Here is a 21721-nt window from a genome sequence, read left to right as displayed (position 1 = left end):
ATCAGGCTCCGTAAGAAAGGTTGTCCGAATGAATAATTCAACGTCACACGATGTTGACTAAACTGCTCGGAAAACCTAGAACAATTCTAAATTGGGCGCGGGGGCCGCACTCAAGTTGAACCGAAGTACGGCCTCTCACCGCGCACGTCAACACTTGCCATGGCGGAAGTCGCATGAAACTCAGCACAAAAGGCCGATATGCCCTCATTGCGCTTGTAGATTTAGCGCAAGAATCAAAAGGCGGGCTTGTGTCGCTTGGCGAAATTTCAGAACGCCAAAGCATCTCTCTCGCGTACCTCGAACAACTTTTCGTCAAACTACGCCGCGCGGGTGTGGTTGAAAGCGTACGCGGTCCAGGGGGCGGATACCGACTGGCCCAAGACCCAGACGCCATTCGCCTTACCACAATCCTTTCTGCAGTTGATGAAACCATGGATGCCTTGTCCCAAGGGGCAGGGGCCTCAGGCGCATCCTCAGGCTCTCGCGCACAATCCCTGTCCAATCGATTCTGGGAAAGCCTGTCAGCCCACGTCTATGTGTTCCTGCACTCTGCGCGGCTGTCTGATATCATCACAAACCAAATGGCCCCATGCCCCGCCGTTCCTTCTCTGTTCGAAATGGTGGATGAGAAATGATGGGTCGGGTTTTGGATATTTTTGGCCAAAAGAAGTCTGGGGGTGCAACGTGACCCGCGTCTACCTCGACTGGAACGCCACAGGGCCCCTGCGCCCAGAAGCGCGAGATGCGATGATCGCGGCGATGGATGTGGTCGGCAATCCGTCGAGCGTGCATGCCGAAGGACGTAAGGCAAAAGCGATTGTAGAGACAGCGCGGGGGCAGGTGGCCGCTGCGTTCGGTGCAGATCGTGACCAAGTAATTTTCAACTCTGGCGCATCGGAATCAGCGGCAATGGCCGCTCCAGATGGTTTTGGTTTGCCGACCACTGTTGAGCACGACGCTATTTTGAATAGCTTCCTCGGCCTGAACGAAGAACAGGAATTTCCAGTCTTTGACACTGGTATTGCAGATTTAGCCCCAGTTTTAGCAAAATTGGACGAAGACACTTTCCGACCACACGGTGTTGCCATCCAATCTGCGAATAGTGAAACTGGTGTCGTCCAAGATGTGCAAACCGCCGTCAGAACACTTTCTGCACATAAAAACGCACCAGAAATTACGGTAGATGCGGTACAAGCCGCGGGCCGCGTACCGTTTGCCTTCGCTTGGTTGGGTGCGGATTTTGCACTTCTTTCTGCGCACAAATTTGGTGGACCGAAAGGTGTTGGTGCATTGCTTTCAAAGTCAACTGAAAGCGGCGGTCGGTATAGTCAGTTTGCAACCGCAGGCTCTCAAGAAAAGGGACAGCGTGCTGGGACCGAAAACGTCATCGGAATCGCAGGCTTTGGCGCAGCGGCTGAGGCCGCGCAGCGGGACCTCGACAACGGTGTTTGGGAACCCGTGCGCGAACTGCGCGATACACTCGAAGCTCGCCTTGCCGATGCAGCCCCCGACGCTATCTTCGTGGGTCAGGGTGTGGATCGTTTGCCCAACACCTCTTGCATTGCCGTGCCAGGGTGGAAAGGCGAAACGCAGGTCATGCAGATGGATTTGGCAGGCTACGCCATTTCCGCAGGCTCAGCCTGTTCCTCTGGCAAAGTAAAACAATCCCGTGTCTTGACGGCCATGGGCTTTGACGACATTACCGCCAGCTCCGCCATCCGCGTGAGCTTTGGCCCGACAACCACACCGGACGAGGTCATGGGTTTCGCAGACGCATGGATCGCCCAATACAAGAAATTCAAGGCCCGCGCGGCGTAAAGGAAACGACATGGACACCCAAGATCAAGTACAAGTCAAAGACGGCGTCGATCAGGACACCGTAGATGCCGTTCAATCCGTTGGCGGCAAATACAAATACGGGTTCGAAACCGACATCGAAATCGAATACGCCCCAAAAGGCCTGTCCGAAGATATCGTGCGTTTGATTTCCGAAAAGAACAACGAGCCAGAATGGATGCTCGAATGGCGCTTGGCGGCCTACGAGCGTTGGCTCAAAATGGACGAACCCGAATGGGCCATGGTCGATTACCCAAAAATCGACTTCCAAGACCAATATTACTATGCCCGACCAAAATCCATGGTCGAAAAGCCAAAATCATTGGACGAAGTTGATCCTAAGCTCCTCGAAACATACGCGAAACTTGGTATCCCGCTCAAAGAACAAGCCTTGCTCGCAGGCGTGAAAGCCCCCGAAGAAGAACGCAAAGTCGCCGTGGATGCGGTGTTTGACTCTGTTTCCGTCGGCACCACCTTTAAAGAGGAACTCGCCAAAGCAGGTGTGATCTTTTGCTCCATTTCTGAGGCGATTCAAGACCACCCAGAGTTGGTAAAAAAATACCTCGGCTCCGTGGTTCCTCAATCAGATAACTACTACGCCACATTGAACTCTGCCGTGTTTTCCGATGGGTCGTTCGTTTACATCCCAGAAGGCACCAAATGCCCGATGGAACTGTCCACCTATTTCCGCATCAATGCGGAAAACACAGGCCAGTTTGAACGCACACTGATCATCGCGGACAAAGGCTCTTACGTGTCTTACCTCGAAGGTTGCACAGCCCCACAACGGGACATCGCACAGTTGCACGCCGCCGTCGTCGAACTTGTCCTGCTCGAAGATTCCGAAATCAAATACTCCACCGTTCAAAACTGGTTCCCTGGCGATGAAGAGGGCAAAGGCGGCATCTATAACTTTGTGACGAAACGTGCCGATTGCCGTGGCGACCGTTCCAAAGTGATGTGGACCCAAGTGGAAACAGGCTCCGCCGTGACTTGGAAATACCCCTCCTGCATCCTGCGCGGCGACGATACGCAAGGCGAGTTCTACTCCATCGCCATCGCCAACAACATGCAGCAGGCCGACACGGGCACCAAAATGATCCACCTTGGCAAAAACACCAAGTCACGGATCGTGTCCAAAGGCATTTCTGCGGGCAAAGCGCAAAACACTTACCGCGGCCTTGTGACCATGCACCCAAAGGCCAAAGACGGGCGCAACTACACCCAGTGTGACAGCCTGCTGATCGGCGACAAATGCGGGGCACACACGGTTCCCTATATCGAGGTGAAAAACAACACCGCCCGCGTAGAACACGAAGCCACTACGTCGAAAGTGGACGACGACCAACTGTTCTATTGCCGCCAGCGTGGCATGGACGAAGAAGAAGCCGTCGCACTTGTGGTCAACGGGTTCTGTAAAGAAGTGCTACAAGCCCTGCCAATGGAATTCGCCATGGAAGCACAGGCGCTGGTGGCGATCTCGCTTGAGGGGTCTGTGGGTTAATCCAATGACTTGGTTCCGTTCTCAACCCGATCACTACAAATACGGCCTCGCCGTGTGGTTTGCGGTCCTCTTTGCAGGCCAGACCACGGGCATGGGCGGGGCGTTTCTGCCCAACTTCGTATTCGCAATCCTGATGGGCATCATGGCGGCTCTTATGTTCCGCTACATCACCCGTAACAAACCCTCAAAATAGAACATTGGCCTCACAGCCTTATCCGAAAGAAGAAAAATGTTAGAAATCAAAAACCTCTGCGTCGATCTTGAAGAAGAAGAAAAGACAATCCTCAAAGGCGTCGATCTGCAAATTGGCGAAGGCGAAGTCCACGCGATCATGGGGCCAAACGGCTCAGGTAAATCCACAACGTCTTACGTCCTCGCAGGCAAAGACGGCTACGAAGTGACAGATGGTTCCGCCACGCTCAACGGCGAAGATATCCTCGATATGGAACCCGAAGAACGCGCCGCCGCTGGTCTGTTCCTTGCCTTCCAATACCCCGTTGAAATCCCGGGCGTCGGCAACATGACCTTCCTGCGCACTGCCGTAAATGCACAGCGCAAGGCACGGGGCGAAGACGAGCTGTCCGCCGCTGAATTCCTCAAAGAAGTGCGCGCCAAGGCAAAATCCCTGAAGATCGACGCGGATATGCTGAAACGCCCCGTAAACGTTGGCTTTTCCGGCGGTGAAAAGAAACGCAACGAAATCCTGCAAATGGCCATGCTGGAACCAAAAATGTGCGTTCTTGACGAAACAGATTCAGGCCTCGATGTGGACGCGATGAAGCTGGTGGCTGAAGGTGTAAACGCCCTGCGCGATGGCAAACGGTCCTTCCTTGTCATTACGCACTACCAACGCTTGCTCGATCACATCAAACCGGACGTGGTTCACATTATGGCCGATGGCAAAATCATCAAATCAGGTGGTCCAGACCTCGCGCTTGAGGTGGAAAACAACGGGTATGCCGACATTTTGGCTGAGGTTGCCTAAGGCGTTTCATGCTCAAAACAAATAGGAAACGCCAATCGGTCCAAGGGATCGCAGCGCCAAACATGGCCGCAGTGGTGTTGGGAATAAGTGGAAGTGAAGTAGAATGATGTACGCCGACCGCAAGCCGATCAAAAAGACGGCCTATGTGATGCCAGAAATCGCGCTGCCTACGGGCGGCAAATGGATCACCGAGGCACGCAAAGCCGCGCTTACCAGCGCATCCGAATACGGTATGCCGCAAAAACGTGACGAATATTGGAAATACACCGATCCAACCACACTGACATCCGATCAACCGACTCCGGCGGCGATTTTCGACGCGGATGAGGTGGGCCTGTTTGACAATGTAGATCGCCTAAAACTGTTCTTCGTGGACGGGGTGTTCAACGCAGACATGTCCGATGACCTGTCCCTTGCAGGTGTGGAAATCGAAACACTCGAAACCGCAGGGCAGGCGGATATCCATTGGGCATCAAGCCTTTACGGTGTGTTGGAAACCAACGGACAGCGCCCTGTGCCACGTCCATTGGCGGCACTGAACACAGCCACAGCAACGCAAGGGACCGTGATCCGCGCAACAGGCAAAGCAGACAAACCGATCAGCTTTATCTACCTGCACGAAGACACATCATCCGACGCCACGATCCACCACACGATCAAACTGGAAAAAGGTGCAGACCTCACCATCCTTGAAAACGGTCCCGCTGCGGCGCGCTTTAACAAAGTAATGGAAGTAGACGTTGCCGATGGCGCATCATTCCACCATGTCCGCGCCCAAGGGCGTGATCATGAACGGCGCGCGGTAACGCACATCTTTGCTCGTTTGGGCCGCGAAAGCAGCTTTAAATCCTTCACGCTAACCGTGAATGGCGTCCTAACACGCAACGAAGCCATCATCGAATTCACTGGCGATGATGCTCATGCCACTGTGGCTGGCGCATGTGCAGGGGACGGCGATTTTCACCACGACGACACCGTGTTCATCACCCATGACGCCGTCAACTGCGAGAGCCGTCAGGTCTATAAAAAGGTGCTGCGCAACGGCGCTGTTGGTGTCTTCCAAGGCAAAATTCTGGTGAAGCCAGACGCGCAGAAAACCGATGGCTATCAAATCAGCCAAGGTTTGCTGTTGGATGACGATTCCACCTTCCAAGCCAAACCAGAGCTTGAAATCTATGCCGATGACGTGGCGTGTTCGCACGGCTCTACCGTTGGCGCATTGGATGACACGGCTCTGTTCTACCTCACGTCGCGGGGCATACCGCACAAAGAAGCACAGGATATGCTCACCCTCGCATTCCTTGGCGAAGCCATTGATGAAATCGAAGACGAAGACTTGGCAGAAGACATCCGCGCCCGTTTGGAACGCTGGATGGCACGGCGTCACGGCTAATGTCGATCCTTGTGGACATCGGCGCGGCCTATCGCAGCCCACGGCGTGAAATGGATCACCAACTCAGCATCATGACCGAACCTCGGATCATGATGCTGGGCCTGACCTATTGCGCCTTGTCCTTCTTGGCCGAATTACCTGGCCTGTCCGCCGAGGTTGCTTTGGCAGGGGAAAGCAATGACGTGCTTTACGGCAAGGTTGGGTCGCTGTTCATCTGGCGCGTGTTCTTTGCCCTGTTGATGTTTTACGCAATCGCGGCACTCTCCCGTCTTATCCTCAAACTGTTCCAAGGGCAGGGGACATGGATCGAGGCCCGCCTCGCGCTCATGTGGGCGCTGATGGTCTCCACACCGCTGGTGCTGATTAGCGGCATGTGCAAAGTGTTTGCCCCACCGCCCGTTTTTTTAGTTGCGTCCTTGCTCACCACTGTGGTTTTCTTCTGGCAATGGGTCACGTGCCTTGCGGTCACAGAATTTCCGCGCAGTGCGAAGGCCTGAATAAAGTGTTGAAAAACAACATAAAAAGCAGAGCAGGCACATGACACAGATCGACGAAGAATTCGAAGCTGGCAACGGCGTATTTCAGTTTGAACGCAGCGGATTGTTCCAACGTCTTCAGGACGGTTGGACAGACATGCGCGCCTCAACACGGCGACTGTTGCGCGAAAAACCCAGCGAAGGGCGTCTGCTGTTTTACATTCTCGTGTCCGACATGGTGTTTTTCATCTCTTGGACCCTGAAAACAATGGTTGCACCCGCGTCTGCGGCGGGCGGCATTGTTGGCGCTGACAAAATCGGCCTTTTGATGATTGCTGCATTGATGTTGCGCACGGCCCTGATGTACGGGTTTTCCCTGTTGGTATTTGCGGTCACTTCTGTGTTCAAGGGTGCTGCAGATTGGAAAGACACGCGCACTGGCGTGTTCTGGGGCGCGTTTGTGTCTGCACCCTTTGGCCTCGCCGCTGCAATTATCGCTGCGGTGATGGGCATGTACGAACCCCAAATGCCGATCCTTGGCAACAAAATTGTGGCACTGCCCGTATACTGGCTCGGCCTGATCCCATTCGTTTGGTACATCGCCGCTGGCACAGCCGAGGCAAATAAATTCCGCCTCACGTCACCAACGTTCATGGCGATGACCCTGTTTGCGCTCGCCCTCACTGTGGCCACACTTACCCTCGGCGTCGGAGATATGATTGGATGACCCCACAGCGACTGATTGATTTCCTGCTTTTGGCAGTCCAGTCGCTGACCCAACCACGGGAGGCCGTCCGCGCCCTGTTGCCGTTGGCCAGAAATACAAACGCTGTCATTTTGGCTGGCGCCATTGTGGTGGTGTTTGGCACAATCATTCTCTTGGCGGCAGACGCCACTATCCCCAAAAATCCAAACGGCCCAGAACCGCTGTTTCAACTGACGATCTATCAAAACATTATGCTCATCGCTGCTGGTCTGCCAATCACAGCTGCGGTCATGACCTTTGTGGGTCGAATGTTTTCAGGAACTGGCACGTTTTACGAATGCCTTACTGGTGTGATCTGGCACAATTTCCTCACCTATCTGGCCATGATCGCCATGGTCATCGGCGCACTGCTGAGCCAACTGCTTGGGGCACTATTGTTCCTTGGGGCTATGGCCTACATGCTGGTGCAATTCGTTTCGATCACTTCCGAAGTTCACGGATTCAAAAACCCATTCCTCGTGACACTGGGCATTATTGGCACGTACCTTGTCATTGCCTTTGCGCTCTCCATCATCCTTCTTCTTCTTGGCGTAGAACCTATGCCGCTACCGGAACCGACCTAAGCCCATGTATGATATCGAAAAAATCCGCGCAGATTTCCCTATCCTCGCTCGTGAAGTCAACGGAAAGCCGCTGGTTTACCTTGACAACGGGGCCTCGGCACAAAAACCGCAAGTGGTGATAGACGCGGTCACACGCGGCTATGCCGAAGAATATGCCAACGTACATCGCGGCCTGCATTACCTGTCAAATCTCGCCACTGAAAAATACGAAGCCGTGCGCGGAACCGTTCAAAAATTCCTCAACGCCGAACACGAAGACGAAATCATCTTCAACTCTGGCACAACTGAAGGCATCAACATGGTGTCCTACGGCTGGGGCATTCCAAATTTGCGGGCAGGGGATGAAATCATCCTCTCCGTCATGGAACACCACGCCAACATCGTGCCTTGGCATTTCTTGCGCGAGCGAATGGGCGTAGTGCTGAAATGGGTTGATGTAGACGTAAACGGCGATCTCGATCCCCAAGCGGTGATCGACGCCATCAGCGACAAAACCAAACTCATTGCTATCACCCATATGTCCAATGTTTTGGGTACTGTGGTGGACGTTAAAACCATATGTGCCGCCGCCCATGAAAAAGGGGTCAAAGTCCTCGTGGATGGGTCTCAAGCCACGGTTCACATGCCCGTCGATGTGCAAGACATCGGCGCTGATTTTTACGCAATCACGGGCCACAAACTCTACGGCCCCTCTGCCTCTGGCGCGATCTATGTAAACCGCGACAGCCAAGCGGAAATGCAGCCCTTTATCGGGGGCGGGGATATGATCCGCACGGTGGCCAAAGACGTCATCACTTACAACGATCCGCCCCATAAGTTCGAAGCAGGCACACCTGGCATCGTGCAAACCATCGGCCTTGGCGTTGCGCTCGATTACATGATGGATTTGGGCATGGACAACATCGCAGCCCATGAAACTGCGCTGCGCGACTATGCCCAAAAACAACTTTCTGGCTTGAACTGGCTCAACATCCAAGGGAACTCCGCCACCAAGGGTGCGATTTTCTCATTCACGCTCGATGGCGCCGCGCATCCCCATGATATTTCCACCGTTGTCGATCAACGGGGCATTGCTGTGCGGGCAGGGCATCACTGCGCCCAGCCGCTTATGGAACACATGGGCGTTACCGCCACCTGTCGTGCATCTTTCGGGCTTTACAATACCGAAGAAGAAGTCGACAAATTGGTCAGCGCATTAGAATTATGCCACGAACTGTTCGGCTAACCCTTCAAATATCATCGTAATTACAAAGGGCTAACGCACTACGTTTGACTTTAACATTTTCTAACGTTAGAAAATCGACATAACGTTAGAAATTGTTAGGTACAGTTATGGCCCGCAGACCCACACTCAAAGACATCTCCGAACTCGCTGGTGTATCTGAAATGACCGCCAGCCGCGTCTTACGTGGCAAAGGCGAGGCGTCCGCCCCAACCCGCGACCGCGTCTTAGAAGCCGCCAAACAAGTGGGTTACGTCCCCAATCGCATCGCAGGCAGCCTATCCTCAAAATCTGTGGATCTTGTGGGCGTTGTCGTCCCCTCCATCAGCAGCTTTGTCTTCGCAGAAGTTCTCACAGGCCTGTCCACCGTCCTCAAAACAACTGCCATGCAGCCTGTTTTTGGCGTGTCCGATTACGATCTGGAAACGGAAGAAACCGTGATCCGCGAAATGCTCAGCTGGCAACCCAAGGGCCTCGTGGTCGCAGGGCTGGAACACACGGATGCTGCGCGGAAAATGATGGAAAACGCGGGCATTCCCATCGTTGAGATTATGGATGTAGACGGCGATCCAGTGGACCTTGCCGTGGGCGTATCCCACCGCCGCGCAGGCTATGAAACGGGCAAGGCGATTTTGGCGCGCGGCTATAAAAAACTTGGATTTATCGGCACGAAATACCCGCTTGACCACCGTGCGGCCAAACGGTTTCAGGGCTTTCAACAGGCCCTGTCCGAAGCAGGCATCACACTCTTGGATCAGGAACTATATACAGGTGGTTCGACCCTTCTTTTGGGGCGCGAACTCACAGAAAAACTGCTCAATCGATCCCCTGACATTGAAATGATCTATTATTCCTCAGACACAATGTCCTGCGGTGGCTTGATGCACTGTGTTATGAACGACATCAAAGTCCCCGATCAACTCGCCCTTGCAGGCTTCAACGGCCTTGATTTGCGCCATGGCATGCCCATGCTCACAGCAACCATGAACGCCTATCGTTTTGAAATCGGCAAGAAAGCGGCGCAGCTGATCCTGGAACACGAACAACCAGACTACCGCGCCGTGCGCCAAGTGGTTGAGTTTAAACCGGATATCGAATTTGGCGATACGTTGTAACAATTTTGCAGGAATTGATTTTTCTCGAAATCTCCCTTAAAGTTGAGTTATTCAATTAAGACTCACTCAATTTTTAGGTTTTTGTTATGCACGATTCAGATATCAATACCCCTGCGCCCTACATTGAACCACCTGTTGTCGTCCGCACATGGGAAATTATAACAGCTTCCTTTATTGGCGGCTCATTCCTCACCATCGCCGACTTGCTATTCAACCGTGAAAACGCGGTAACGTCTCGAATGAGCTATGTTTTTGAAAAGCTGAACATGGGCATGTTGGCGGGCGTCGGCTTTGAAACCGCTGCCTTTTTTGTCTTCCTGCTGATGGGGCTTGGCCTATGTTTCGTCTACCAACCCCGTAATCGGCCACAAGCCTTTGTGCGTGGCTCTTCCGTTTTTGGGGTTTTGGTTTCCATGAACACGGCTGCGACGCTGACTATCGCTGCTCCTGCGGTCGCACAAATGAAATCGCACACAATCGAAAATCAAACCATTGAAATGACGCTACAAAAACCGCGTTCGTATGGCCCGTTTGGGCTGGGAACGGTACTCAATGGCGATTCAAACGCACGGCTTGAAAAACGTCAGGTGCAAGACCTCAACTCCGTACCCTGTGTCGAAGAGTTTTCTGTTGGTCGTGAGACGTTTTGCGGAGTCGAAGCGAACGAGCTGCGAAGTCACATCCCTGAATACAATATCCCAACAGGCATAGATCGCATTTACTTGAAGCACGATATCCAAAGTTTGAATTAAGCTGTCAGCCCGACTGCAAGTAAAGCATACTTTGGTTACGCCCAACGACCGCACATCCCATGGTTTCCTGTAACGCATCAGTCAATTCATCCACTGTATTCGTAATCACAAAAATACCACCCGTTGCATCCGACAAACACCGCGATGGCTCGCGTTTTAACCCGCCAGATTCCGCGTAATATCCGGGCCAGCGTTCAAAATTCTCATCAATCTTGAACCCAATCACGTGCACCACAACGCCCAGATCCGCATAGCCCTGCGCCATCGGGCAGGGATCCCCACAAGTTTGCCGCCCATCGGTAATCACAACCACATCCCCACCACCGCGCGGGTCCAACACCTCAACGGCTGTTTCCACCGCTTGCGCCAGGGGTGTGTCCCCATCAGGTTCCAATCCCGCTACGGCCCCCAAAATATCCAGATCGGCATTGGCCTTCGGTTCCATCGCGACCGTCACGTTATCACAAGGCCCAAGCGGGCCGGGACCGTAAATCACCAATCCCACATTCCGATAAGGTGCGTAACGGGGCAGGGACCGTTGCAACGCCGACCGCGCGTCATCAATCCGCCGCGCAAACGGCGCCTCGGCGGCCAGTGTTGCCATGGACCCCGATCCATCAAACACCAACATCGCATCGCGGGTACAATCCGCCCCCGAAACTGCAAACGGCCATGCAGCAACGCCAAGGGCCAAAAAAATATTTTTCATACCCAATAAACTAGCATGGCCACCGCACAAAAAAGGCGCTCCAAATTGGAACGCCTTCTTAAAACTTTAAAACCAGTGTTTAGCAGGAATAATACATGCCAAATTCAACAGGGTGCGGTGTATGCTCGTACTGGTACACTTCTTCCCATTTCAGCTCCATGTATCCTTCGATCTGGTCGCGCGTGAACACGCCACCTTCAGTCAAGAAATCCATGTCCTTTTCCAGCTCGTCCAAGGCTTCGCGCAAAGACGCACAAACCGTTGGAATCTCTGCCAACTCTTCTGGTGGCAGATCGTACAGATCTTTGTCAGATGCTTCACCTGGGTCGATCTTGTTCTTGATCCCGTCAAGGCCAGCCATCAACAGTGCCGCAAAGCACAAGTATGGGTTTGCCGCTGGATCAGGGAACCGTGCCTCAACACGTTTTGCCTTCGGGGATTCAGCCCAAGGAATACGCACACAACCAGACCGGTTCCGCGCGGAATAGGCCCGCAGCACAGGAGCTTCAAACCCCGGGATCAAACGCTTGTAGCTGTTTGTAGATGGGTTCGTAAACGCGTTCAGTGCCTTGGCGTGCTTCAGAATACCACCGATAAACCACAGCGCTTCTTGTGACAGGTCTGCATATTTGTCCCCTGCAAACAACGGCTTGCCGTCTTTCCAAATGGACATGTTCACGTGCATCCCCGTGCCGTTATCACCGTAGATCGGCTTTGGCATGAACGTCGCAGATTTCCCGTAGGCATGGGCAACGTTATGGATGATGTATTTGTACTTCTGCAGCTCATCCGCTTGTTTTGTCAGCGAACCAAAAACCAAACCCAATTCGTGCTGACAAGACGCAACCTCGTGGTGGTGCTTGTCCACTTTCATGCCGATGGATTTCATCGTGGACAGCATCTCAGAACGCAAATCCTGCGCCGCATCTGTTGGGTTCACTGGGAAATACCCACCCTTCAAACCCGGGCGGTGGCCCATGTTGCCCATTTCGTATTCTGTATCTGTGTTCCAAGACGCGTCCGCCGCATCAACTTCGTATGATACTTTGTTGATAGAATTGGAAAAACGTACATCATCAAACAGGAAGAATTCTGCTTCAGGTCCCCAGAAAGACTGATCCCCAATGCCAGATGCAATCAAATACGCCTCGGCCCGTTCGGCAGTGGAGCGCGGATCACGCTCATAAGACGCGCCCGTATCTGGCTCCACAACAGAACAGTGAACGCATAGCGTTTTTTCTGCGTAAAACGGATCAATATACACAGATGTCGTATCTGGGATCAGTTTCATGTCGGATTCTTCGATGGATTTCCAACCCGCGATGGATGACCCGTCAAACATGAACCCATCGTCGAAGAAATCTTCGTCAACTTCATCGTTGATAATGGTCACATGCTGCAACTTGCCCCGTGGATCGGTAAAGCGAACGTCAAGATACGCGATCTCTTCGTCCTTGATCATCTTTACAACGTCTTTAGCATTCATTTTCATATTCCCTTGCTAGAGTTATTCTTCTGGCCACGCCTAAAGCGCGTCAGGCCCTTCTTCGCCTGTCCGAATGCGGATGGCTTGTTCAATGGTCGAGATGAAGATTTTCCCATCCCCGATTTTTTCGGTACGTGCGGCCCCGATGATGGCTTCAACAGCGGCATCCACCTGATCTGCGGCGATTACCACTTCGATTTTCACCTTTGGCAAAAAATCCACCACATATTCCGCGCCGCGATACAGTTCTGTATGGCCCTTTTGGCGACCAAAACCTTTGGCCTCAATCACGCTCAATCCTTGCACACCAACTTCCTGCAAAGCCTCTTTCACTTCATCGAGCTTGAACGGCTTAATAATTGCTTCAATCTTTTTCACGTCAGCGCCTCCGAGTTGGGTCCATTCCTTGCTGTTTGGCAGGATTTGCAGCGGTGGCAATTCTAACGATTTACAGTGATAGTAAGCGTGTAACGATTCAAACGGCACTGCCTAAAAAACAGGCAAATTGCACATTTTATAACCAAAGCAGAATCCACCATGACCGCACTCCTTACCGCCGCCCAAATGCGCACCATCGAACAAGCCGCCATCGACAGCGGCGAAGTCACAGGACTAGAGCTGATGGAACGCGCAGGGCAGGGCGTTGTTGAGGCGATCTTTGAAGAATGGCCAGACCTAAAGAAAACCAGCCATCGCGCAGTCGTGCTCTGCGGCCCGGGCAACAACGGCGGCGACGGCTTTGTCGTTGCGCGGTTACTCAAAGAGTGGGGTTGGGAGGTTGAGGTGTTTTTCTACGGTGATGCGGAGAAGCTACCCGCGGATGCAAAGGTGAATTATGAACGGTGGGCGAAGTCTGCTTTAATCTCACCCTTAACAAAAAAAAGCCTAAGTGATGCAGTCCAAAGAGCCAATGACATACTAGGGGATTACACGTTTGGGCCAGATGGATACATCGGAGCAGATTATACCAAGGGACAACACACGATTTTTGTCGATGCTCTTTTGGGAACAGGTTTAACCAGAAAATTCTCCGATGACCTTCTTGAAATCTCGCAGGAATGGGACGACGAGTGTTGGCAAAATGGCGTGGCAATCGACATCGCATCTGGCTTGAGTGCAGATTCTGGCGAAGCAGTCGGCGGCAACTGGTTCTACAGCCGATTGGTGGTCACGTTTCACAAACCCAAAACGGGCCATTATCTCGGCCCTTGCAATTACGATGTATCCAAAATCCACTGTAAAGATATTGGGTTAGCAGAGCATGACTTCGAGGTTTTTGAAGATTCGTGCGCCCTTTTTGAAAAGAAGGATTTGGATTTAGAAAGGAACGGTTTCTTCAACTTCGGTCTGCAAAAAGCAAAGCGCGAACACAAATTCTCCCACGGCCACGCCCTCATCTGCTCTGGCCCTGCAACCAAAACAGGCGCAGCCCGCCTTGCGGCCCGTGGGGCACTGCGCATCGGTGCGGGGCTTGTTACCGTGGCCAGCCCATCAGATGCACTGCCCGAAAACGCGGCGCAGCTAACTGCGATCATGCTGCGAGAGGCAAACACACCTGCTGATTTTGAAACACTTCTCTCAGATAATCGCATCTCCTCAATCTGTATTGGTCCTGGATTTGCACGCGAAGTTGAGTCTGGAGGCCTCGATTTCAGTCATACACGCGAAATGGTTAAAACAGCGTTAGCCGCCAGCACAAACGCCCTGTCCCACGAGACGGGGCCTCTCTCGGCCACAGGCCCCAGATCAGTTCAGAGGCGTCCAGTGGTTCTTGACGCCGATGCACTGTCAGCCTTCCAAGACGACCCCTCAGATTTATTCCAACACCTCCACAAAAACTGCGTGCTCACCCCACACGGCGGCGAGTTCAAGCGCTTGTTCCCGGACATCCACGCCAAACTCATTGCCCCCGCCACAACTGGCCCCGCCTACAGCAAGGTTGATGCCACCCGCGATGCCGCCAAACGCGCAGGATGCACGGTTCTGTTCAAAGGCGCCGACACCGTCATCGCAAACGAACAGGGCAGGGCGTGCATCAACTCTGCCCAATATGATCGCGCCGCCCCATGGCTCGCCACTGCTGGATCAGGGGATGTGCTCGCTGGTTTTATCACTGGTCTCCTCGCGCGTAGCTTCGCCCCCATGCAAGCCGCTGAAACCGCGGCGTGGCTCCACGTGGAATGTGCGTTGAAATTTGGGCCTGGCTTGATCGCCGAAGACATCTCAGAACAACTGCCAGCAGTCTTTGCTGATTTGGGCCTTTAACGTGGTTAACAAATTGCCCTTGGCACGAACGCCGCGTTAAGCGTACGCCGCTTTGCCAAACCGTGCATACAGTAGAGTTGCACCCTTGGTTCTGGGTAGTTTGCTTTTTTTGAAAATGCCCCGTTGCGCGCTGTGTTGCGCCAACTTTCAAACAGACGCAACGCCGGTGAATTTTCCACTCGCCAAGCCGGAAAACACTTGTTAGAAGGGCGCCGGAATTAGGGCAGTCTTTGGGCTGCCCAACTAAGTTATGCGGGTGTGGCGGAATTGGTAGACGCACCAGATTTAGGTTCTGGCGCCGCAAGGCGTGGGGGTTCAAGTCCCTTCACCCGCACCAAGACTTTTTGCCCTGCAAAAAGTCAGCCGGCACGTGTTTCGCAGAAACACTGAGAGGCAACAGGCCACCGATACGGCCATCGAAATTCAAGGCAGGGATTTCCCAGCCAAACCAAGTTGAACCGGACACCTCCGGCCTGATGAAGGAAGAAAAATGCAGGTAACTGAGACACTTAACGAAGGCCTGAAGCGCGGCTATTCCATCACACTGACAGCGGCAGAGCTGGAAGAAAAAGTGACAGAAAAGCTCAAAGAAGCGCAGCCAAACGTAGAGATTAAGGGCTTTCGCAAGGGCAAAGTTCCGATGGCTCTGCTGAAAAAACAGTTTGGCAAATCCGTCTTGGGCGAAGCGATGCAGGAAAGCATCGACGGCGCCATGAACGATCACTTTGAATCATCTGGCGACAAGCCTGCAATGCAGCCAGACGTGAAAATGACCAACGAAGACTGGAAAGAAGGCGACGACGTTGAGGTTTCTCTGAACTACGAATGCCTGCCAACTGTGCCAGAAACTGATTTTTCCAAGGTAAAACTGGAAAAACTGGTTGCCGAAATCGAAGACAAAGACGTCGATGAAGCCTTGGCAAACCTCGCAGAAACAGCGCAAAACTTCGAAGATCGTAAGAAAGGCTCTAAAGCCAAAGATGGCGATCAGGTTGTGATCAACTTCCTTGGCAAAGTCGACGGCGAAGCCTTTGAAGGCGGCGCAGCAGACGACTACCCACTGGTATTGGGTTCCAACTCTTTCATCCCTGGGTTCGAAGAACAACTGGTTGGTGCCAAAGCAGGCGATGACGTTGAAGTGAACGTCAGCTTCCCAGCAGACTACCAAGCTGAAAACCTCGCAGGCAAAGACGCTGTTTTTGAATGTAAAGTCAACGAGGTGAAAGCTCCGGTTGCCGCAGAAATCAACGACGAACTGGCCACAAAATTTGGCGCAGAAGACCTCGCTGATCTGAAAGGCAAAATCACAGAACGCCTGCAAGCAGAATACAACGGTGCGGCCCGCATGGTGATGAAGCGCAATCTGATGGACGAACTGGCGAAGCTGGTGTCCTTCGAATTGCCACCCACACTGGTGGAAAACGAAGCCAAATCCATTGCACACCAGCTGTGGCACGAGGAAAACCCCGACGTTCAGGGCCACGATCACCCAGAGATCGAGACAACAGCCGAACACACAGACCTAGCAGAACGCCGTGTGCGTTTGGGCCTGTTGCTGGCTGAAGTAGGCCAACAGCAAGAAATCCAAGTGACAGACGCAGAAATGCAGCAAGCTGCCATGCAACAAGCACAGCAGTACCCTGGCCAAGAGCGTCAATTCTTTGAATTCCTGCAACAAAACGAGCAAATGCAACAGCAAATGCGCGCGCCAATCTTTGAAGACAAAGTTGTTGATTACATCATCGAGCTTGCAAAAGTGACCGAGAAATCAACTTCAAAAGAAGACCTGCAAAAAGCAGTGGAATCTTTGGAAGATTAATTTATCCCATCGGGTAAATGAAAAGGGCGCTCTGTTGGCAGAGCGCCCTTTTTTGTTGTCTCTGAGGTGACTTTAAAAAGAAAAGCCGACAGACACACCCGCCGTTGTCACAGTGTTGTTTGAGAACTGTTGTCCCAAAGCGGTGGTCGCAGATCCGCGCTTTGAATGACTCACCCCAAACGAGATATCATACGCATCGGCTGTGTATTTCACTCCGAATGACACGCCTCTCGTTCCATCAGTTGGGGCCAATGGGCTTTGTACTCTGCCGTTCGAGGATTCGTAGTTCAAGGCAGCGGATACGGACCACTGATCATTAATGACACGTCCCACACCCAATGAATACGCTGTGGTGTTGCTGAATGATGTGATGGCCGTGCCACCTAGACTTGCTGGCAACGTGACATTGGCATCTTCCCAAAACGCGTGGCGAATGCTGCCAAACACCAAGGTTTTGGGGGCGACGCCGGTTCGGAACCGTAGGGTCAATGCTTCGGGAGCGGCGGCAGTGGTTTCGCCCAAAATTGTATTTGGGGCGGCTTGCGCAGCGGTATCCAATTTAAAATCAATCCGGCTTTCATAGGTCAAATCAACCCGCAACGCGATATCCTTGCGCTCGTAAGCAACCCCAGCCACGTATCCCACACCGCCATCCGTGCTGAAATTCAACGGCGCACCGCCGATACCTGTTAAATCAGCAACGGCACTGGCTGATTGATATTTTAACCCGCCAAAAACACTGAAATTATCCGATACTTGATATTTCAACAGGGCCACTGCGGCAAAGCTTTCGACAAAGGCATCCAACGGCAAACCTTGGCCAGCATAGCTGATATCAGCCCCCAAAGGCGCGTCATTCAAAAGAAGCGCAAAGGCCAAGCGATCGGTAAAGTCAGTTTTATATTCAATTTTGGCTGTATTGAAGTTAACGCCAACATCAACCGAAGGCGCGGAATCTGCCGTGAGATCAGGCGCCGTCCGCGCCCAGGTTAGCTTAACGCGATTTCCTGTTTCAAACAGGATGGATGTATCAAGCGTGGAGCGATCCAACCCGCCCGCTGACAACGCAGGTAAATAACGAAACAAAAAGCCGTGATCGCCATGATTATGACGGCCGTTAGTCAAATTTTCATGATTTTTCGATTGATGGAGCTGGGGGCCAAGTGAAGTTTAAAGCGGATTGCATCAAACACGCCTTGAAGCCCCAATGCCTCCACACTACACTCTGTTGGAACCAATTTTCACATCTAAATACAGGCCTTCAAAATGAGAGACCCACTCGAAGTCTACGCAAACACGCTCGTCCCAATGGTTGTTGAGCAGACATCCCGCGGCGAACGTGCATACGATATCTTTTCGCGCCTTCTGAAAGAACGGATCATCTTTGTGTCTGGCCCCGTTCACGATGGCATGTCCACATTGATCGTTGCACAATTGCTGTTTCTTGAGGCGGAAAACCCGACCAAAGACATCGCCATGTATATCAACAGCCCAGGTGGTGTTGTGACATCTGGCTTGTCAATTTACGACACCATGCAATACATCCGCCCAAAGGTGTCAACTCTTTGTGTGGGGCAGGCGGCTTCCATGGGATCTTTGCTGATGGCCGCAGGCGAACCAGGCATGCGGTTCAGCCTGCCAAACTCGCGTATTATGGTGCATCAGCCATCTGGCGGCTTCCAAGGTCAAGCGTCTGACATTGCATTGCACGCCAAAGAGATTTTGGAACTCAAAGATCGCCTGAACAACATCTACGTGAAACACTGCGGTCAAGACATTGAAAACGTTGAAAAGGCACTCGATCGGGACAACTTTATGACGGCAGAAGAAGCCAAAGATTGGGGTTTGATCGACGAAATCGTGCAGAAGCGCGAAGAGGGTGCTGAAGAAAGCTAATCAAATCTAAAAGGTTTGTTTAGAAATACATGTTAATTAATCCGTGTCATACAATGGGCACGGGTTAATTCTAATGTGTTCTCTGTTCGTCAAATCGTTAGAATAATGGCATTGTACCCAGATAATTTCTGCCATACGGTGGGCAAAAGCTGGGGAAACAACACTGGCACACCCGTGCGAAAATACGGGATCGGGCAAGCAAAGAGCGGAGACGTATTATGGCAAATTCAAACAATGGTGACGCGAAAAACACGCTCTATTGTTCCTTTTGCGGCAAAAGCCAACACGAGGTTCGCAAGCTGATTGCCGGCCCCACCGTTTTCATCTGTGATGAATGCGTAGAATTGTGCATGGATATCATCCGCGAAGAGGCCAAATCTGGTCTGGTGAAATCAGGCGATGGTGTGCCAACACCCCAAGAAATCTGCCAAGTCCTAGACGATTATGTGATCGGGCAAGCCATGGCGAAACGGGTTCTGTCTGTGGCGGTTCACAACCATTACAAACGGCTGAACCATGCAGAGAAAAACTCCGAAATCGAATTGGCGAAATCCAACATCATGCTGATCGGTCCAACAGGCTGCGGTAAAACGCTGCTGGCCCAAACGTTGGCACGGATTTTGGATGTACCGTTTACCATGGCGGATGCCACAACCCTGACCGAAGCAGGCTATGTCGGCGAAGATGTTGAAAACATCATCCTCAAACTGCTGCAAGCGTCAGAATACAACGTGGAACGCGCTCAGCGTGGCATCGTGTATATCGACGAAGTTGATAAAATTACGCGCAAATCAGACAACCCTTCCATCACCCGCGATGTGAGCGGGGAAGGGGTGCAACAAGCGCTGTTGAAAATCATGGAAGGCACAGTTGCTTCTGTTCCACCACAGGGCGGGCGCAAGCATCCTCAGCAAGAATTCCTGCAAGTGGACACGACAAATATCCTGTTCATTTGTGGCGGCGCTTTTGCGGGCCTTGAAAAAATCATTGGCCAGCGCGGCAAAGGGTCGGCCATTGGGTTTGGCGCAGACGTCCAAGAAGAAGATAATCGCGGCGTGGGAGAAATGTTCACCGATCTGGAGCCAGAAGATTTGCTGAAATTCGGTCTGATCCCAGAATTCGTGGGCCGTTTGCCAGTAATCGCAACCTTGACGGATCTGGACGAAGACGCGCTTGTCACCATCCTGTCAGAGCCGAAAAACGCGCTTGTGAAACAGTATCAGCGTTTGTTCGAACTGGAAGATGCGCATCTGAAATTTACAGATGATGCCCTGTCTGCAATCGCCAAACGTGCGATTGAACGCAAAACAGGGGCACGTGGTTTGCGCTCTATCATGGAAGACATCCTTCTCAACACCATGTTCGAACTGCCAGGTTTGGAAAACGTGCAAGAGGTTGTTGTGAACGAAGAAGCTGTGCGCCGGGAGGCAGAACCGCTGATCGTTTATGCAGATGCCGACGTGGCGGAAGAGCCAGCGACAGCCAGCTAAATAATTGTTAAACAATGTAAAAAGGCGCTGAAAATCAGCGCCTTTTCTCGGTTCACGCCCCCATCAATGCGGGGTCAAATGGATATTTGGTTAGGTTTTCAAAACCGTCTTCCGTGATCAAAACCTGATCTTCCAACTTGATCGAGAAGTCACCACCAACCTCGCCAACGGCCGCTTCGACACACAAAACCATGCCTGGTTCCAGCACATAGTCGTAGGCTCCTTCGACAAATTTGTCAGGGTAAGCAATTAACGGCCATTCGTCACACAACCCAACGCCGTGCATCAAACACCCGTATTTCTGCGCTTGGAATTTGTCGTCCAGCACATGGGTGTTGAAGGTCAGCTCTTTCATATGAACGCCAGGTTTCAACATCTGCATATTCGTCATGATATGTTCGTGGGCATGCTGCATCGCATAGACCATGTCCGCGCGCGGTTTCTGATCCCCAATCCACCATGTGCGACTGATATCAATGCAGATGCCATAGGATCCGATAAGATCGGTATCAAAGGCAATGATTTCATTTTGCTGCGTGATCCGTGGCCCGCATTCTTGGAACCATGGATTGGTCCGCTGACCAGAGGCCAACAGCCGTGTTTCGATCCATTCACCGCCGCGTCGAATGTTCTCGGCGTGCAGCACGGCCCAAATGTCATCCTCTGAGGTTTTACCATCGCCCACATTGGCACGGGCGAAATCCTCCATTGCTTGTACTGCGGTTTCACAGGCATGAGATGCGCAGCGCATGGCCAGAATCTCATCAGGGCCTTTGATCGAGCGGGATTTCTCGGTAACCTCTTCGCCGTCCATCACCTCAAACCCGTGCGCTTCGAGCGCACGCAAACCGTGCAACATGATCTTATCAACGCCAATGCGTTTGTTGCCGCCCCCATGTTCATTAATCAGATCAAGCACTTGTTTCGAAAACACATCAGCCGCAGGCCCAATTTTGTCGCCGCGATCAAAATAAAAGAAATCCGCACCAGAACGTTGTTCGCGCACCAGTGGATTAAATTCCGATAGGAAAGGGGAATTCTTATAATCCCAGATCACCATGTACCCATCGGCACACAGCAGCACCGCGCGGAACGGATTGTGCGTGTTCCACAGCTGCATATTCGTGGAATCGGTTGCATATCGGATGTTCAAAGGGTCGAACATCAACAGCCCGCCATACTCCCTATCAACGATATGCTGTGTGAGCCGCTGGTGGCGGAACGCGCGCATTTTTTCAAGGTTTGGCATGGTCAGGCCAGCCGCTTCCCATTCGGTGAACGCCAATTGCGTCGGACCAATTTCAATGCGGTTCAGATCGTTCGGGGTTCCGTCGGCCAGGGTGGGCCCTTTTTGCGGATCAATTTTGCGCGTTTCAGAGAAATGTTTGTTCATGGCGGCCTCCCGTTATTGGAGCTATGGAACCACGCTTTGATACATCAAACC

Annotated in this window: 21 protein-coding genes and 1 tRNA gene; 17 read left to right on the top strand and 5 right to left on the bottom strand. The window is 52.4% G+C overall.

Annotated elements, in window-relative coordinates; genetic code table 11:
• Window positions 1-173 precede the first annotated feature (173 nt).
• The 12 genes from QBD29_RS09810 (at window position 174) to QBD29_RS09755 (ending at window position 10612) form a co-directional block, all read left to right on the top strand.
• Window positions 174-635 carry an Rrf2 family transcriptional regulator gene (locus QBD29_RS09810; protein ID WP_280097910.1) on the top strand — a complete coding sequence of 154 codons (462 nt, stop codon included), beginning with the start codon at window positions 174-176 and terminating at the stop codon, window positions 633-635.
• Window positions 636-684: 49 nt separating this feature from the next.
• A complete protein-coding gene (locus tag QBD29_RS09805; protein ID WP_280097909.1) occupies window positions 685-1818 on the top strand; it encodes a cysteine desulfurase family protein in 1134 nt (377 codons plus the stop codon).
• Window positions 1819-1828: 10 nt separating this feature from the next.
• Window positions 1829-3340 (top strand): Fe-S cluster assembly protein SufB, encoded by a 1512-nt coding sequence (gene sufB / locus QBD29_RS09800; protein WP_280097908.1) that lies wholly within the window; start codon window positions 1829-1831, stop codon window positions 3338-3340.
• 4 nt (window positions 3341-3344) lie between these two features.
• Complete coding sequence (locus QBD29_RS09795) at window positions 3345-3533, top strand: hypothetical protein (protein ID WP_280097907.1); 189 nt, start codon at window positions 3345-3347, stop codon at window positions 3531-3533.
• A gap of 36 nt (window positions 3534-3569) precedes the next feature.
• Window positions 3570-4325, top strand: a complete 756-nt coding sequence (gene sufC / locus QBD29_RS09790; RefSeq protein WP_280097906.1) for a Fe-S cluster assembly ATPase SufC — start codon at window positions 3570-3572, stop codon at window positions 4323-4325.
• A 106-nt stretch (window positions 4326-4431) separates the two neighbouring features.
• Window positions 4432-5718, top strand: coding sequence for a Fe-S cluster assembly protein SufD (gene sufD / locus QBD29_RS09785; RefSeq protein WP_280100950.1), 1287 nt, complete (start codon window positions 4432-4434; stop codon window positions 5716-5718).
• Complete coding sequence (locus QBD29_RS09780) at window positions 5718-6215, top strand: YIP1 family protein (RefSeq protein WP_280097905.1); 498 nt, start codon at window positions 5718-5720, stop codon at window positions 6213-6215. Before sufD ends, QBD29_RS09780 begins: the two co-directional genes overlap by 1 nt.
• A 40-nt stretch (window positions 6216-6255) precedes the next feature.
• On the top strand, window positions 6256-6921 hold the full coding sequence (locus QBD29_RS09775; protein WP_280097904.1) for a hypothetical protein: 666 nt from the start codon (window positions 6256-6258) through the stop codon (window positions 6919-6921).
• Window positions 6918-7523 carry a YIP1 family protein gene (locus tag QBD29_RS09770; protein ID WP_280097903.1) on the top strand — a complete coding sequence of 202 codons (606 nt, stop codon included), beginning with the start codon at window positions 6918-6920 and terminating at the stop codon, window positions 7521-7523. The genes QBD29_RS09775 and QBD29_RS09770 overlap by 4 nt, the downstream gene beginning before the upstream one ends.
• Before the next feature lie 4 nt (window positions 7524-7527).
• Window positions 7528-8748, top strand: a complete 1221-nt coding sequence (locus QBD29_RS09765; RefSeq protein ID WP_280097902.1) for a cysteine desulfurase — start codon at window positions 7528-7530, stop codon at window positions 8746-8748.
• A 107-nt stretch (window positions 8749-8855) separates the two neighbouring features.
• Window positions 8856-9860, top strand: coding sequence for a LacI family DNA-binding transcriptional regulator (locus QBD29_RS09760; RefSeq protein WP_280097901.1), 1005 nt, complete (start codon window positions 8856-8858; stop codon window positions 9858-9860).
• Window positions 9861-9946: 86 nt separating this feature from the next.
• Window positions 9947-10612 (top strand): hypothetical protein, encoded by a 666-nt coding sequence (locus QBD29_RS09755; protein WP_280097900.1) that lies wholly within the window; start codon window positions 9947-9949, stop codon window positions 10610-10612.
• A gap of 4 nt (window positions 10613-10616) precedes the next feature.
• Here QBD29_RS09755 and QBD29_RS09750 read toward each other — a convergent pair whose 3' ends face one another.
• The 3 genes from QBD29_RS09750 to QBD29_RS09740 all read right to left on the bottom strand — a co-directional run bounded on the left by QBD29_RS09750 (window position 10617) and on the right by QBD29_RS09740 (window position 13185).
• Complete coding sequence (locus tag QBD29_RS09750) at window positions 10617-11321, bottom strand: VWA domain-containing protein (RefSeq protein WP_280097899.1); 705 nt, start codon at window positions 11319-11321, stop codon at window positions 10617-10619.
• Window positions 11322-11400: 79 nt separating this feature from the next.
• Complete coding sequence (gene glnA / locus QBD29_RS09745) at window positions 11401-12807, bottom strand: type I glutamate--ammonia ligase (protein WP_280097898.1); 1407 nt, start codon at window positions 12805-12807, stop codon at window positions 11401-11403.
• A gap of 39 nt (window positions 12808-12846) precedes the next feature.
• Window positions 12847-13185, bottom strand: a complete 339-nt coding sequence (locus QBD29_RS09740) for a P-II family nitrogen regulator (RefSeq protein WP_280097897.1) — start codon at window positions 13183-13185, stop codon at window positions 12847-12849.
• 159 nt (window positions 13186-13344) lie between these two features.
• Between QBD29_RS09740 and QBD29_RS09735 the strand changes: the two genes are divergently transcribed.
• The 3 genes from QBD29_RS09735 (at window position 13345) to tig (ending at window position 16891) form a co-directional block, all read left to right on the top strand.
• Window positions 13345-15072, top strand: coding sequence for an NAD(P)H-hydrate dehydratase (locus tag QBD29_RS09735; RefSeq protein ID WP_280097896.1), 1728 nt, complete (start codon window positions 13345-13347; stop codon window positions 15070-15072).
• A gap of 252 nt (window positions 15073-15324) precedes the next feature.
• A tRNA-Leu gene (locus QBD29_RS09730) sits at window positions 15325-15409 on the top strand.
• Between the two features lie 153 nt (window positions 15410-15562).
• Window positions 15563-16891, top strand: a complete 1329-nt coding sequence (gene tig / locus QBD29_RS09725) for a trigger factor (protein ID WP_280097895.1) — start codon at window positions 15563-15565, stop codon at window positions 16889-16891.
• A gap of 72 nt (window positions 16892-16963) precedes the next feature.
• Here tig and QBD29_RS09720 read toward each other — a convergent pair whose 3' ends face one another.
• Window positions 16964-17977, bottom strand: a complete 1014-nt coding sequence (locus tag QBD29_RS09720; protein WP_280097894.1) for a hypothetical protein — start codon at window positions 17975-17977, stop codon at window positions 16964-16966.
• A gap of 180 nt (window positions 17978-18157) precedes the next feature.
• On the opposite strand from QBD29_RS09720, the gene clpP reads away from it, so the two are divergent.
• Together clpP and clpX are read left to right on the top strand one after the other, a co-directional pair.
• Complete coding sequence (gene clpP / locus QBD29_RS09715) at window positions 18158-18787, top strand: ATP-dependent Clp endopeptidase proteolytic subunit ClpP (protein ID WP_280097893.1); 630 nt, start codon at window positions 18158-18160, stop codon at window positions 18785-18787.
• 218 nt (window positions 18788-19005) lie between these two features.
• Entirely contained in the window at window positions 19006-20277 is a 1272-nt protein-coding gene (gene clpX, locus QBD29_RS09710) for an ATP-dependent Clp protease ATP-binding subunit ClpX (protein WP_280097892.1), read from the top strand.
• Between the two features lie 52 nt (window positions 20278-20329).
• Here clpX and dddP read toward each other — a convergent pair whose 3' ends face one another.
• Window positions 20330-21670 carry a dimethylsulfonioproprionate lyase DddP gene (dddP, locus tag QBD29_RS09705; RefSeq protein ID WP_280097891.1) on the bottom strand — a complete coding sequence of 447 codons (1341 nt, stop codon included), beginning with the start codon at window positions 21668-21670 and terminating at the stop codon, window positions 20330-20332.
• Window positions 21671-21721: the final 51 nt, after the last annotated feature.

This window comes from Amylibacter sp. IMCC11727, assembly GCF_029854195.1.
In the GTDB taxonomy this organism is placed as follows: Bacteria; Pseudomonadota; Alphaproteobacteria; order Rhodobacterales; family Rhodobacteraceae; genus Amylibacter.
Note: the sequence above shows the minus strand (reverse complement) of the source record. Positions and strands in the feature narration are given on the sequence as shown.